Below are 15,210 nucleotides of genomic sequence, written 5' to 3' on the forward strand. Positions count from 1 at the left end.
GGTCCCCTTTGGGCCTTAAGCTATCCGCTTTCGCCAAAGTGTCGAGGGTCGATGTTGCCGTCCCGTTCCGCGTCACCCATATCCATCCGCATGGCGATCACGATCCGCACCGACCTGTCCGAGCCGGAAACCGGCCAGACCTTCGTCCCCCACCGGCCGGCCCGCCCGGCAAAGGTGGATGCGGGCAAACGCTTCGTCATCAAGTCCGATTACGAACCCGCCGGCGACCAGCCGACCGCGATCCGCGAACTGGTCGCGGCGGCGCGCGCGGGGGAGAAGGATCAGGTCCTGCTGGGCGTCACCGGGTCGGGCAAGACCTTCACCATGGCCAAGACGATCGAGGAATTGCAGCGCCCGGCGCTGATCCTTGCCCCCAACAAGATCCTTGCCGCGCAGTTGTACGGCGAAATGAAGTCATTCTTCCCCGACAATGCCGTCGAATATTTCGTCAGCTATTACGATTACTACCAGCCCGAAGCCTATGTCGCGCGGTCCGACACCTATATCGAAAAGGAAAGCTCGACCAACGAGGCGATCGACCGGATGCGGCATTCGGCCACCCGGTCGCTGCTGGAGCGCGACGACGTCATCATCGTCGCGTCGGTATCGTGCCTGTACGGCATCGGATCGGTCGAAACCTATTCGGCGATGATTTTCGACCTGAAGAAGGGTGATGTCGTCGACCAGCGCGAGATCGTCCGCAAGCTGGTCGCGCTGCAATACAAGCGCAACGACGCCGCGTTCCAGCGCGGTAATTTCCGCGTGCGCGGCGACAGCCTCGAACTGTTCCCGTCGCATTATGACGACAGCGCGTGGCGGATCACCTTCTTCGGCGACGATATCGAGGAGATCACCGAATTTGATCCGCTGACCGGCAAGAAGGTCGCCAGCCTCAATTCGATCCGCGTCTATGCCAATTCGCACTATGTGACGCCGGGACCGACGCTGAAACAGGCGGGCGAGGCGATCCGCCACGAACTGACCGAGCGGCTGAAGGAACTGGTCATGGAGGGCAAGCTGCTGGAGGCGCAGCGGCTGGAACAACGCACCAATTTCGATCTGGAAATGATCGCCGCCACCGGTTCGTGCGCGGGGATCGAGAATTACAGCCGCTTCCTGACCGGACGCCTGCCGGGCGAACCGCCGCCCACGCTGTTCGAATATCTTCCGGAAAATTCGCTGCTGTTCGTCGACGAAAGCCATCAGACGATCGGCCAGATCAACGGCATGTCGCGCGGCGATCACCGGCGCAAGATCACGCTGGCCGAATATGGCTTTCGCCTGCCGAGCGCGATCGACAACCGGCCGCTGCGCTTCAACGAATGGGACGCGATGCGGCCGCAGACGGTGTGCGTGTCGGCGACGCCCGGCGGGTGGGAGATGGAGCAGACCGGCGGCGTGTTCAGCGAACAGGTCATCCGCCCGACCGGCCTGATCGATCCGCCGATCACGATCCGCCCGGTCGAGGAACAGGTCGACGACCTGATCCACGAGGCGAAGGAGACGGCGAAGAACGGCTATCGCACGCTCGTCACCACGCTGACCAAGCGCATGGCCGAGGATCTGACCGAGTTCATGCACGAAGCCGGCCTGAAGGTCCGGTACATGCACAGCGACGTCGAGACGCTGGAGCGCATCGAGCTGATCCGCGACCTGCGCATGGGTGTCTATGACGTGCTGGTCGGCATCAACCTGTTGCGCGAGGGACTCGACATTCCCGAATGCGGGCTGGTCGCGATCCTCGATGCCGACAAGGAAGGGTTTTTGCGCAGCGAAACCTCGCTGATCCAAACGATCGGCCGTGCCGCGCGCAACGTCGACGGCCGGGTGATCCTGTATGCCGACCGCATGACCGGCAGCATGGAACGCGCCATCGCCGAAACCGATCGCCGTCGCGAAAAGCAGCGCGAATATAACGAAGCGCACGGCATTACGCCCACGACGATCAAGCGCCAGATCGGCGACATCATCGCCGACGTCGCCTCGCGCGATCAGGTGACGGTCGAGATCGACGAGGACGGCCCGCGCCACATGGTCGGCCACAATCTGCGGTCGTATATCGAGAGCCTCGAAAAGCAGATGCGCGAGGCGGCGGCCAATCTGGAGTTCGAGACCGCCGGACGGCTCCGCGACGAGATCCGCAGTCTCGAAAACGAGGAACTCGGCCTGCCGGCGAGCGAGCACAAGGCACCGATCATGGGCCGATCGAACGAAGGCAAGCCGGGTACCCGCAAGACCCGCTATGGCAAGCAGAAGGCGATGCGCATGGCCGGCGGGGGCGGGCGGGGGCGGTAGCCGACGATCGTCATCCCGGCTTGGGCCGGATTCGTAGACGCTGACGCCAAAGCTGAACACGCAACGTCGGCGTGCATGGCCTTCCGCCTGCGCGGGCGTGACGATCGCCCAAAGATCGTCTTCCCGGCGCAGGCCGGGATCCATTGTGTCGGGCGTTCTCGACTCCATCGCCGCCTCCCCCATCCGTGGATTCCGGCCTACGCCGGAAGGTCGAGCGGTTCGATGGAAGGGGCACGGTGCCCCATCCCCGGTTGAGGCCGCCGCCCGCATCGCCCATAAGGTGGCGATGCGTATCAAGTTCCTTGCCCCCGCTCTCCTGCTGGCCGGGTGCGTGCCGCCGGGTGCGCCGCCCGAGCCGGTCACCGCACCATCGCCCGCGCCACGACCCACCGCCGTCGCGCCGACCTCGCCGCCGGTCAGTGACTGGCGCGACCTGCCGCGCACTCCCGGCGACTGGCAGTATCGTGGGCTCGGCACCGGATCGGCGGCGACCTACGCCGTGCGCGGTGCGGCCCCGGTCGCGACCCTGACCTGCAACCGCGCGGCGAAGCAGGTGACGATGGTCCTCGCCACGCCCCGCCCCGCCGCCGGCACGGTGACGATCCGCACCACCAGCACGCAGCGCAGCGTCGCCGTGCAGCCGATGGCGGGCGGCGTCGGCGTGGCGCTGCCGGCCAGTGACCGGCTGCTCGACGCGATCGGGTTCAGCCGGGGCCGCTTCGTCGTCGAAGGCGCCGGGATCGGGCGACTGGTCCTGCCGAGCTGGGCGGAAATCCTGCGCGTGACCGAGGATTGCCGCGGCTGATGCGGGGAGTCGCGCTCTGGTCGCTGGTGCTGCTGGCGGGTTGTTCCAGCGAACCGCCCCCCGCGCCGGCCCCGACCGAGCGCCCGCCCCCTACACCCCGGCCCACGCCTTCGCCACGCGCGCTCAAGCCCGGCGAGTTGCCGACCCCCGAACTCGACGGCGCGACGCCGCTCGCCGGGCGCTGGCGGTATCAGGCTTCGGCTACCGGCAGCGCCGCGCTGTATGAATCGAACGGCGCGGCGGCCTTTACCATCCGCTGCGACCCGCAGGCGAGGCGCATCGTCTTCGCCCATCCGGGGCAGGGGCGCACGATTCGCCTCTATGTCGCCGATGCCGCCGCGACCTTCCCGACGCAGGTCGTCGACGGCGCAGCCGAAGCGGCGGTGACGACCGGGCAGACCTTTCTCGACGCGCTCGCCCGTGCCGATGCGATCGGTTTCGCCATCGACGACGACCCGGTCGCGCAACTGCCGGGCGACAAGGCGATCGGAACGGTGGTGCGGGGGTGCCGGCCGGGACTGCGCTGAGTCTGCGTCGGCAGGGCGCGAACTATGGCGGAAACATCGTGCAATACAAGTCTTGTACGCGGCGGCGAGATGCCCCAGATTCCCTGTGCGCCACCGTTCGGGGCGTAACGGCTTTAACTAGCGAAAGGAGGTGATCCGATGTCTCATGGTTCAGCAGTGGGTTCGGTTCAGTTCGTTCGGGAGACGCGCCGCTAAAGCGTGGGCCACGTGCGGGGGGTATTCTCCCTCAGTCAACGCCGTGGCACCATGAATGCGGCTCGCATGGTCTCCCGGGCTGGAACTTCCGGCCGCTGACCATGCTTGAGGTCGTCGGGTGTCGAGAGACCCCGGCGGCCTCTCTCATATCCGCCCTATGCGGTGTTCAGCGTGCGATGCCCCGCCGCCAGCACGATCGCGACCAGCGATCCGCCGACGATATTTCCCGCCGTCGCCAGCAACAGATTGCCCGCCATCGCGGTCGCCGGCACCGCCGCCGGATCGATGGCCCACGCGATCGGCAGCAGCGTCATGTTCGCGACCGAGTGTTCGAACCCTGCCGCGACGAACAGCGCGACCGGCCCGACGACGCCGACGATCTTGCCCGCCACCGACTGCGCGCCCGTCGCCATCCACACCGCGAGGCAGACCAGCATGTTGGCGAGCACGCCCGAGGCGAACAGTTCCACCCAGTCCTTGGCCAGCTTCGTATCGGCGGTCTTCAGCGCCGCCTGTCCGACCGCGCCGTCGATCGCATTCGGCGCGCCCGATGCGACGAACAGCGCGGCGATTGCCAGACTGCCGATCAGGTTCGCGACCCACACGGTCGTCCAGTCGCGCACCGTCTCGCCAATGCCCAACCGGTCCTGCGCGGCAGGCAGCACCAGCATCGTGTTGCCGGTGAACAATTGCGTGCCGGTCACCATCACCAGCATCAGCCCGACCGAAAAGGCGACACCCGACAGCAACTGCGTCGCGCCACCCGGCGCGGACCCCGCCTGCGCGAGCAGATAGCCGATCGCGCCGAAGGCGATCTGCGCCCCCGCCGCGATGCCGAGCAACAGCATCGCGCCGACCGGCGGACGGGTCTTGGCGAGCAGGGCGTCGTCGACGCTGTCGGCCAATGTGTCGGCGGTGGCGTCGTCCTTGGCCATGGCGTGTCCTCGCGCTGCTCGGTGTCACAAGCGGAACGATCGACGCCGGTCGCGGCTCCTTCAGCGCAGCATCGGCTGGATGTCGACGATCCGGACGTCGTGCATCTGGTTCAGATACGCATCCAGATATGGTTTGTGGGACGCGCCGACCACGACCAGCGCCCGCATCCCCGGTCCGGGAGCCTCGGCCAGCATGTCGCGGATATTCGCCGCCATGCGCAGGTTGCGCACTTCCCAATAGGCGACATATTGCCGGCCGAACCGCTGCGGCGAGGGTTCGTTCAGCGCCGCGCCGAAGTCGCTGTCATAGATCATCTGGACGATGCCCGGCGCGTTATGGGCGCGGTACAGTGCCAGCAGCCCCGGCCCGGTAGCCAGGTCGCGTTCGGCCGCTTCGTTGACCGCGCGCCGCTTCGCGCCCGCCGGATTGTCCCACGCCGTCTGGATCGCCTTGCCATACGCCGCCTCGTCGGCCTTCGGAATCGATCGGTCGGCGCTGTGATCGTCCATCGCATAGACCCGCTCCAGCCCCAGTCGGGCGGCAAGGCGGGCGGCGATCATCAGGCTTTCGTCGGGGCGGGTTTCCAACTTGGTCAGGCGCTCGACCAGCGCGGCGTCCAGCCCGTCGCCGGCATGGCGTTCGGCGGCGGGCAGGCGCAGCCACTGGACCAGCGCGGACGCCTGCTCGCCCCCGGAAAGGAAGGTAGCCGACAGCCGGCGACGCTGCGCGGGAGAGGGCGTCGCGGGCCAGGCGGCGAGCATCTTCAGAAACGCGACGTTCGCCGCCGGAACGTCCAGCCCGGTCGCGGCACGCGCGGCGGCGGTATCGGGACAATAGGATGCCACGGTATCGGCATAGCGATCGGGATAGCGGCGCAGTTCGTCGCACTGGACACCCGATACGTCCTCGATCGCGATCGCCTGCGGCTTCCATGCGGCCAGCTTGTCGAGTAGCGGCGCCAGTGCTTCGGGCCGGAAACGATCCGGCAACTGCGACAGATGCGCCGACCCCAGTATCGCGACCTCGTTGACCGGGCCGTTGCGCGGACCCTTGTGCGCCGACGGGTCGAAATCGGGACGATAGCTTTGGGCGGTGGCCGGCGCGGCGAGCAGCAGCAAGGTCGACAGGATGCGTTTCATCAATTTCCCCCTTTGGCCGCAGCGTAGGGGGGCAAGCGGGGAAGGGGAATGCGGTTTGATGGCGATCAGACTGCAACCTTCCCCTCGCGCCACAGGGGAGAGGGAGGCGCAGACTTGGTCTTTGCCTTGGCAAAGGCCTAGGCGGGATCGACATTCAGTTCACTCGGCGCAGAAATAGCGTTCGATTCCCTTTCGTCACTCCCGCGCAGGCGGGAGTCCATATACGTCAGCGTCGCGAATCCAGCCAAACCGTCAGCGTCTATGGATTCCCGCCTGCGCGGGAATGACGAAATTCCGTGCGTATCGCTGAATATCGATCGGTCCTAGTCGAGGCAGGGAGGGAAGCGCGTGCGGAGCGCGCGCGAGCCGAAGCCTCGCCTCGCCCCTCTCCCAAGCTACGCTAGCCAGCAGGCTGGCAAGCTCCGCTATCCCTCTCCCCTGTCCAGGGGAGAGGGCGGGGCCTGTACCCCCCAAAACGAAACCGCCGCCCGGTTTCCCGGACGGCGGCTCGTCTACATCACGAAAACCCGAACGATCAGTCGTTCAGATATTCGCCTGCATCGGCGTCGGTGCCGGTGCCCGAGGGCACGACATCGGCCAGCGGATCATTGGCGCCCTGCCCGTCGCGGGGTGAGCGTGCCCGTTCGGCGGCGCGCTCTTCCTCGGCCGAATGCGGCGCGACGAAGCCCTGCAACGCCTTATGCTGTGCCCGCAGCGCCGCGTCGCGCGACGATGCCGCCACGCGCAGGCGGTTCATGCCGGCACCGGTGCCCGCCGGGATCAGGCGACCGACAATGACGTTCTCCTTCAGACCGTTCAGGCTGTCGATCTTGCCCTGCACCGATGCTTCGGTGAGGACTCGGGTCGTTTCCTGGAACGATGCGGCCGAGATGAACGACCGCGTCTGGAGCGACGCCTTGGTGATGCCGAGCAGGACCGGCTTGCCCTGTGCCGGGGCCAGACCCGGCGCAAGCTTCGCATTGGCTTCGTCCATCTCGTCCCGGTCGAGCTGTTCGCCGGCCAGCAGGGTGGTGTCGCCACCGTCGGTGATCTCGACCTTCTGCAGCATCTGACGAACGATCGTCTCGATGTGCTTGTCGTTGATCTTCACGCCCTGCAGTCGATAGACGCCCTGGATTTCGCTGACCAGATATTCGGCCAGCGGCTCGATGCCGAGCGTTTCCAGAATGTCGTGCGGGTTCGGCGAACCACCGATCAGGTTGTCGCCGCGCTTGACATAGTCGCCTTCCTGAACGTCGATGACCTTCGACTTCGGGATCAGATACTCGACGACATCGCCGCCATCCTCGGGCTGGATGCCGATCTTGCGCTTCGCCTTGTAATCCTTGCCGAAGATCACGCGGCCCGAAACCTTGGCGATGATCGCCGCTTCCTTCGGGATACGCGCTTCGAACAATTCGGCGACGCGCGGCAGACCACCGGTGATGTCGCGGGTCTTGGCCGATTCACGGGCGACACGGGCAAGAACGTCGCCCGCCTGCACCTGTGCACCATCCTCGACCGACAACACCGCGCCCGGTGCCAGCATGTAACGTGCCGCCTCACCCGAATTCGCGTCGAGCAGGGTCATGCGCGGACGCAGATCCTCCTTCGACTTCGACGTCACGCGATATTCGATGATCTCGCGCTGGGCGATACCGGTCGCTTCGTCGACGCGTTCGGTGACGGTCTTGTTCTCGATCAGATCGATGAACTTCACCGTACCGCCCGTTTCGGTGATGACCGGCGCGGTGAACGGGTCCCATTCCGCCATGCGGTCGCCCTGCGAAACGATGTGGCCATCGTCGAACAGCACGTACGCACCATACGGGATGCGGTGGACCGACAGGTCGCGGCCGTCCATGTCGACGATCGCGATTTCGCCCGAACGGCTGAGCACCACCCGACGGCCGCGCTGATCCTCGATCAGGCGCAGGTCGCGGAACTCGACCGTGCCGTCGACCGGCGCTTCGAGGTTCGACTGTTCGTTCAGCTGCGCCGCGCCACCGATGTGGAAGGTACGCATGGTCAGCTGCGTACCCGGCTCACCGATCGACTGCGCCGCGATGACGCCGACCGCTTCGCCGATGTTCACCGGGGTACCACGGGCAAGGTCACGGCCGTAGCAGGTGCCGCAGACGCCGACCTTGGCTTCGCAGACCAGCGGGCTGCGGATCTTCATCGCCTGAAGTCCGATCGCCTCGATGCGGGTAATCATCGCCTCGTCGAGCAGCGTTCCGGTCGGGAACACGACTTCGCCGGTCTTCGGATCGACCACGTCCTCTGCCGTGGTGCGGCCGAGGATGCGTTCGCCGAGCGACGCGATCGTCGCACCACCTTCGATGATCGACCGCATTTCCAGCGCGCGCTGGGTACCGCAGTCTTCCATGATGATGACGCAATCCTGCGACACGTCGACCAGACGGCGGGTCAGATAGCCCGAGTTCGCCGTCTTGAGCGCCGTATCCGCCAGACCCTTGCGGGCGCCGTGGGTCGAGTTGAAGTATTCGAGGACGGTCAGGCCTTCCTTGAAGTTCGAGATGATCGGCGTTTCGATGATCTCGCCCGACGGCTTGGCCATCAGCCCGCGCATGCCGGCCAGCTGCTTGATCTGTGCCTGCGAACCGCGGGCACCCGAGTGGGCCATCATGTAGATCGAGTTGATCGGCTTCTCGCGACCCTTGTCGGGACCCTCCTCGTAGCGGCGGACCGCCTTGATCTCGTCCATCATCGACGTCGCCACCTGATCGCCGCAACGGCTCCAGGCGTCGATCACCTTGTTGTACTTCTCCTGCTGCGTGATCAGGCCGTCCTGATATTGCTGCTCGAAGTCCTTCACCTGATCGCGCGTCTCGTCGACCAGCTTGTCCTTGTCCGGCGCGATCAGCATGTCGTCCTTGCCGAACGAGATGCCGGCCTTGAACGCGTGGCGGAAGCCCAGCGCCATGATCGCATCCGCGAACAGCACGGTCTCTTTCTGACCGGTGTGGCGATACACCTCGTCGATGACGTCGCCGACGTCCTTCTTGGTCAGCAGGCGGTTGACCGTTTCGAACGGGACCTTGTGGCTGTGCGGCAGCGTTTCGCCCAGCAGCATGCGGCCCGGCGTGGTCTCATACCGCTTGAGATACTGCTTGCCGTCCTCGTCGGTCTGCGGAACGCGGCTGATGATCTTGGTATGCAGCGTGACGGCACCGGCGTGGAGTGCCTGATGCACCTCCGCCATGTCACCCAGCAGCATGCCTTCGCCCGGCTCGTTCGTCTTTTCCATCGACAGGTAATACAGGCCCAGCACCATGTCCTGCGACGGCACGATGATCGGCTTGCCGTTGGCGGGCGACAGGATGTTGTTGGTCGACATCATCAGGACGCGCGCTTCCAGCTGCGCTTCGAGGCTCAGCGGAACGTGCACGGCCATCTGGTCGCCGTCGAAGTCGGCGTTGAACGCCGAGCAGACCAGCGGGTGCAGCTGGATCGCCTTGCCCTCGATCAGCACCGGCTCGAACGCCTGGATGCCCAGACGGTGGAGCGTCGGCGCACGGTTCAGCATGACCGGGTGTTCGCGAATGACTTCGTCGAGGATGTCCCAGACTTCCTTGCGTTCCTTCTCGACCCACTTCTTCGCCTGCTTGAGCGTCATGCTCAGGCCCTTGGCGTCGAGGCGCGCGTAGATGAACGGCTTGAACAGCTCGAGCGCCATCTTCTTCGGCAGGCCGCACTGGTGCAGCTTGAGTTCCGGGCCGGTCACGATGACCGAACGACCCGAATAGTCGACGCGCTTACCCAGAAGGTTCTGGCGGAAGCGGCCCTGCTTGCCCTTGAGCATGTCGGACAGCGACTTCAGCGGACGCTTGTTGGCGCCGGTGATCGTGCGGCCACGGCGACCGTTGTCGAACAGCGCGTCGACCGCTTCCTGCAACATGCGCTTTTCGTTGCGGACGATGATGTCCGGCGCGCGCAGTTCCATGAGGCGCTTCAACCGGTTGTTGCGGTTGATGACGCGGCGGTACAGGTCGTTCAGATCCGACGTCGCGAAACGGCCGCCGTCGAGCGGCACCAGCGGGCGCAGTTCGGGCGGAATGACCGGCACGACGTCGAGGATCATCCACTCGGGACGGTTGCCCGATTCGAGGAAGCTCTCGACGACCTTCAGCCGCTTGATGATCTTCTTGGGCTTCAGTTCCGACTTGGTGACGGCCAACTCTTCGAGCAAGTCGCGCTTTTCACCCTCGAGGTCGAGGTCGATCAGCATCTGCTTGACCGCTTCGGCACCGATCCCGGCCGAGAACGCGTCCTCGCCATACTGGTCCTGCGCGTCGAGCAGTTCGTCCTCGGTGAGGAGCTGATACTTTTCGAGGGCAGTCAGGCCCGGCTCGATGACGATGTACGATTCGAAATACAGCACCCGCTCGAGCTGCTTCAACTGCATGTCGAGCAGCAGGCCGATGCGCGACGGCAGCGACTTCAGGAACCAGATGTGCGCAACCGGCGCGGCCAGTTCGATATGGCCCATCCGCTCGCGGCGGACCTTCGACACCGTGACTTCGACACCGCACTTTTCGCAGACGATGCCCTTGTACTTCATGCGCTTGTACTTGCCGCACAGGCACTCGTAATCCTTGATCGGACCGAAGATGCGCGCGCAGAACAGGCCGTCACGCTCGGGCTTGAACGTGCGATAGTTGATCGTCTCGGGCTTCTTGATCTCGCCGAACGACCACGAGCGGATACGCTCGGGGCTGGCGATCCCGATCTGGATCATGTCGAAGGTTTCCGGCTTGGCCACCGGGTTCGCGAAATTGGTCAGTTCGTTCATGATCTTACCTCATAGCCCTCTCTCCTTCAGGGGAGAGGGTTGGGAGAGGGGAAGTGCGGAGAGGGTAGTGGACTACCCCTCTCCCCGACCCTCTCCCCGCACGCGGGGAGAGGGAGATTTGGTCGCTTATTCCGCCGCGTCGGCCAGTTCTTCCGGCTTTTCGATGCTGCCCAGCTCGATGTTGAGACCCAGCGAGCGCATTTCCTTGACCAGCACGTTGAAGCTTTCCGGGATGCCGGCCTCGAAGGTGTCGTCGCCCTTGACGATCGCCTCATAGACCTTGGTGCGGCCGACCACGTCGTCGGACTTCACCGTCAGCATTTCCTGGAGCGTATAGGCGGCACCATAGGCCTGGAGCGCCCACACTTCCATTTCCCCGAAACGCTGGCCACCGAACTGCGCCTTGCCGCCCAGCGGCTGCTGGGTAACGAGGCTGTACGGCCCGATCGAACGCGCGTGGATCTTGTCGTCGACGAGGTGGTGCAGCTTCAGCATGTAGATGATGCCGACGGTGACCATCCGGTCGAACTGGTCGCCGGTCCGCCCGTCGAACAGCACCGACTGACCCGACGTGTCGAGACCCGCCAGCTTCAGCATGTCGGACACATCGCTCTCGCGCGCGCCGTCGAACACCGGGGTGCCCATCGGTACGCCCGTGCTGATGTTCTGGACCAGCTCGTGGAGCTGCTCGTTCGAACGGCTGTCGATGTCCTCGGCATAGTGATCGCCATAGATCTCCTTCAGCCGGTCCTTGACCGCCGCCGGCATTTCGCCGCCGACCGCATCCGGATTGGCTTCGCGCCAGTCGCGCAGCGACCGGGCGACTTCCATGCCGAGGTTGCGGGCGGCCCAGCCGAGGTGCGTTTCGAAGATCTGCCCGACGTTCATGCGCGACGGCACGCCCAGCGGGTTGAGCACGAGGTCGACCGGCGTCCCGTCGGCGAGGAACGGCATGTCCTCCGCCGGCAGGATGCGGCTGATGACGCCCTTGTTGCCGTGACGGCCGGCCATCTTGTCGCCCGGTTGCAGCTTGCGCTTCACCGCGACGAACACCTTGACCATCTTCAGCACGCCCGGCGGCAGCTCGTCGCCGCGCTCCAGCTTCTCACGGCGATCGTGGAACTTGTCGGTGATCCGCTTCACCGCCTCGTCATACTGCGCCTTGACCGCTTCGAGGTTCGACTGCGCCGCATCGTCGGCGACGGCGAACCGCCACCACTCATGCTTCTCGACGCTGTCGAGCAGTTCGCGGTCGATGACCACGCCCTTCTTCACGCCCTTGGGGGCGGCCGTCGCGGTCTGCCCTTCGAGCATTTCGCGCAGACGCGACCAGGTCGCACGGTTGAGGATGCCGCGCTCGTCGTCCGAGTCCTTCTTCAGGCGCTCGATCTCCTCGCGCTCGATCGCCATGGCGCGCTCGTCCTTGTCGATGCCGTGACGGTTGAAGACGCGGACGTCGACAACCGTACCCGACACGCCCGGCGGCAAGCGCAGCGAGGTGTCGCGCACGTCGCTGGCCTTTTCACCGAAGATCGCGCGGAGGAGCTTTTCCTCCGGCGTCATCGGTGATTCACCCTTGGGCGTGATCTTGCCGGCAAGGATGTCGCCCGGTTCGACCTCGGCACCGATATACACGATGCCCGCCTCGTCGAGGTTGCGCAGCGCTTCCTCACCCACGTTCGGAATATCGCGGGTGATGTCTTCCGGCCCCAGCTTGGTGTCGCGGGCCATCACTTCGAACTCGTCGATATGGATCGACGTGAACACGTCGTCCTTCACGATCCGCTCGCTGATGAGGATCGAATCCTCATAATTGTAGCCGTTCCACGGCATGAACGCGACGAGGGCATTGCGGCCCAGCGCCAGCTCGCCGAACTCGGTCGATGGGCCGTCGGCGATGACCTCGCCGGCCTTCACCACGTCGCCCACCTTCACCAGCGGACGCTGGTTGATGCAGGTCGACTGGTTCGAACGCTGGAACTTCATCAACGTGTAGATGTCGACGCCGCTCTCCGCCGCATCGACCTCACCGGTCGCGCGGATGACGATGCGGGCCGCATCGACCTGATCGACGACGCCGGCGCGCTTGGCCGAGATCGCCGCGCCCGAATCGCGCGCCACGGTCTCTTCCATGCCGGTGCCGACGAACGGCGCTTCCGCCTTCACCAGCGGCACCGCCTGGCGCTGCATGTTCGAACCCATCAACGCGCGGTTGGCGTCATCGTTTTCGAGGAACGGAATGAGCGACGCGGCGACCGACACCAGCTGCTTCGGGGACACGTCCATCAGCGTGACGTTTTCGGGCAGCGCCATCAGGAATTCGCCGGCCTGACGCGCCGACACCAGTTCCTCGGCGAAGCTGCTGTCCTCGTTCAGCGTGGCCGACGCCTGCGCGACGGTGTGCTTCTGCTCTTCCATCGCCGACAGGTACACGACGTCGTTCGTGACCTTGCCGTCGACGATGCGACGATACGGGGTCTCGATGAAGCCGTACTTGTTGACGCGGCTGAACGTGGCCAGCGAGTTGATCAAACCGATGTTCGGGCCTTCCGGCGTTTCGATCGGGCAGATACGGCCGTAGTGGGTCGGGTGAACGTCGCGGACTTCGAAGCCTGCACGCTCGCGCGTCAGACCGCCCGGCCCGAGCGCCGAAACGCGACGCTTGTGCGTCACTTCGGACAGCGGGTTGGTCTGATCCATGAACTGCGACAGCTGCGACGAACCGAAGAACTCGCGAACGGCCGCGACCGCCGGCTTGGCGTTGATCAGGTCGTTCGGCATGACCGTCGAGACGTCGACCGACGACATGCGCTCCTTGACCGCGCGCTCCATGCGCAACAGCCCGACGCGATACTGGTTTTCCAACAGCTCGCCGACCGACCGCACGCGGCGGTTGCCGAGATTGTCGATATCGTCGACTTCGCCCTTGCCGTCCTTCAGGTCGACCAGCGTCTTGACGACCGCCAGGATGTCCTCGCTGCGCAACGTGGTCACCGTGTCCGGCGCGTCGAGGTCGAGACGCATGTTCAGCTTCACGCGGCCGACGGCCGACAGGTCGTAACGCTCGGGATCGAAAAACAGGCCGGCGAACAGCGATTCGGCGGTTTCCAGCGTCGGCGGCTCGCCGGGGCGCATCACGCGATAGATGTCCGACAGCGCCTGTTCGCGCTCCTCGGCCTTGTCGACGTTCAGCGTGTTGCGGATCCACGGACCGGTCGACACATGATCGATGTCGAGCAGCTCGATCCGCTCGATGCCGGCCTGGTCGAGCAGTTCGAGGTTCTCGGCGGTCACTTCGTCGCCGGCTTCGATATAGATCTGGCCGGTGGTCTCGTTGATGAGATCATAGGCGCTGTAGCGGCCGAAGATTTCCTCGGTCGGGATCAGCAGATCGGTCAGACCGTCCTTGCCCGCCTTGTTCGCGAGGCGCGGGGAAATCTTGGTGCCGGCCGGGAACACGACTTCGCCGGTGTTCGCATCGACGATGTCGAACGACGGCTTCTGGCCACGCCAGTTTTCCGGCGCGTACGGAATCCGCCAGCCGCCTTCGCCACGGACGAAGGTCACGCGGTTGTAGAAGTGGTTGAGGATGTCCTCGCCGGTCATGCCCAGCGCATAGAGCAGCGACGTGACCGGCAGCTTGCGCTTGCGGTCGATGCGGACGTTGACGATGTCCTTGGCGTCGAATTCGAAATCGAGCCACGAACCGCGATACGGAATGACGCGCGCGGCGAACAGATACTTGCCGCTGGCGTGGGTCTTGCCGCGGTCATGGTCGAACAGCACGCCCGGCGAGCGATGCATCTGCGACACGATCACGCGCTCGGTGCCGTTGATGAAGAAGGTGCCGTTGCCCGTCATCAGGGGCATGTCGCCCATATAGACGTCCTGCTCCTTGATATCGAGCACCGACCGGGCTTCGGTATCGGCGTCGACCTCGAACACGATCAGGCGCAGCGTGACGCGCATCGGCGCGGCATAGGTGATGCCGCGCTGACGGCACTCTTCCACGTCGAACTTGGGATCTTCCAGTTCGTAGGTGACGAAGTCGAGCTCGGCGGTGCCGGCGAAGTCGCGGATCGGGAACACCGACCGCAGCGTCTTTTCGAGGCCGGAGACATAGCCGATCGACGGGTCGGAACGCAGGAACTGTTCATAGCTCTCGCGCTGAACCTCGATCAGATTCGGCATCTGCACCACTTCGTGGATGTCGCCGAACACCTTGCGGATGCGGCGCTTGTGCGTGCCGGTTGCGGTTGCCTTGGTCGCCATGGAGTCGTGGGCCTCGCTTGCAGTCAAATCTCGTGCCCGGTTGCCACCGGGCTGGCGTGCGATCGGGACGACGAAAGCCGCGTCACCCACATGGGGCCGCAGCTGATCGAGCGTCCTGGAATGGCGACAGGCCTATGCATGGAATGCGTTGCGCGACGACGCATTCTTTCCCGGTCCTGAAGCAAGCCGTCGATATAGAAGCCATGACCGGGTGTGTCAACGCGG

Annotated in this window: 7 protein-coding genes; 3 read left to right on the forward strand and 4 right to left on the reverse strand. The window is 65.1% G+C overall.

All coding sequences use genetic code 11. The features are described 5' to 3' along the window. Positions 1 to 90 precede the first annotated feature (90 nt). From uvrB to ASE90_RS15130, 3 genes are all read left to right on the forward strand, one after another. Positions 91 to 2,295, forward strand: coding sequence for an excinuclease ABC subunit UvrB (gene uvrB / locus ASE90_RS15120; RefSeq protein WP_056002578.1), 2,205 nt, complete (start codon positions 91 to 93; stop codon positions 2,293 to 2,295). Positions 2,296 to 2,581: 286 nt separating this feature from the next. Next, positions 2,582 to 3,100 carry a hypothetical protein gene (locus tag ASE90_RS15125; RefSeq protein WP_056002581.1) on the forward strand — a complete coding sequence of 173 codons (519 nt, stop codon included), beginning with the start codon at positions 2,582 to 2,584 and terminating at the stop codon, positions 3,098 to 3,100. Next, a complete protein-coding gene (locus ASE90_RS15130; protein ID WP_156361611.1) occupies positions 3,100 to 3,627 on the forward strand; it encodes a hypothetical protein in 528 nt (175 codons plus the stop codon). The genes ASE90_RS15125 and ASE90_RS15130 overlap by 1 nt, the downstream gene beginning before the upstream one ends. A gap of 350 nt (positions 3,628 to 3,977) precedes the next feature. Here the strand turns inward: ASE90_RS15130 and ASE90_RS15135 are convergent, their stop codons facing one another. The 4 genes from ASE90_RS15135 to rpoB form a co-directional block, all read right to left on the reverse strand. Beyond that, entirely contained in the window at positions 3,978 to 4,757 is a 780-nt protein-coding gene (locus ASE90_RS15135; RefSeq protein WP_056002587.1) for a formate/nitrite transporter family protein, read from the reverse strand. Between the two features lie 60 nt (positions 4,758 to 4,817). Then, entirely contained in the window at positions 4,818 to 5,897 is a 1,080-nt protein-coding gene (locus tag ASE90_RS15140; RefSeq protein WP_082449859.1) for a DUF5694 domain-containing protein, read from the reverse strand. Between the two features lie 535 nt (positions 5,898 to 6,432). Continuing rightward, positions 6,433 to 10,713, reverse strand: coding sequence for a DNA-directed RNA polymerase subunit beta' (rpoC, locus tag ASE90_RS15145; RefSeq protein ID WP_056002593.1), 4,281 nt, complete (start codon positions 10,711 to 10,713; stop codon positions 6,433 to 6,435). 126 nt (positions 10,714 to 10,839) lie between these two features. Beyond that, the gene (rpoB, locus tag ASE90_RS15150; RefSeq protein ID WP_056002596.1) at positions 10,840 to 14,985 is read right to left on the reverse strand and encodes a DNA-directed RNA polymerase subunit beta; all 4,146 of its coding nucleotides are present in this window, start codon (positions 14,983 to 14,985) and stop codon (positions 10,840 to 10,842) included. Positions 14,986 to 15,210: the final 225 nt, after the last annotated feature.

The organism is Sphingomonas sp. Leaf67 (assembly GCF_001421965.1).
In the GTDB taxonomy this organism is placed as follows: Bacteria; Pseudomonadota; Alphaproteobacteria; order Sphingomonadales; family Sphingomonadaceae; genus Sphingomonas.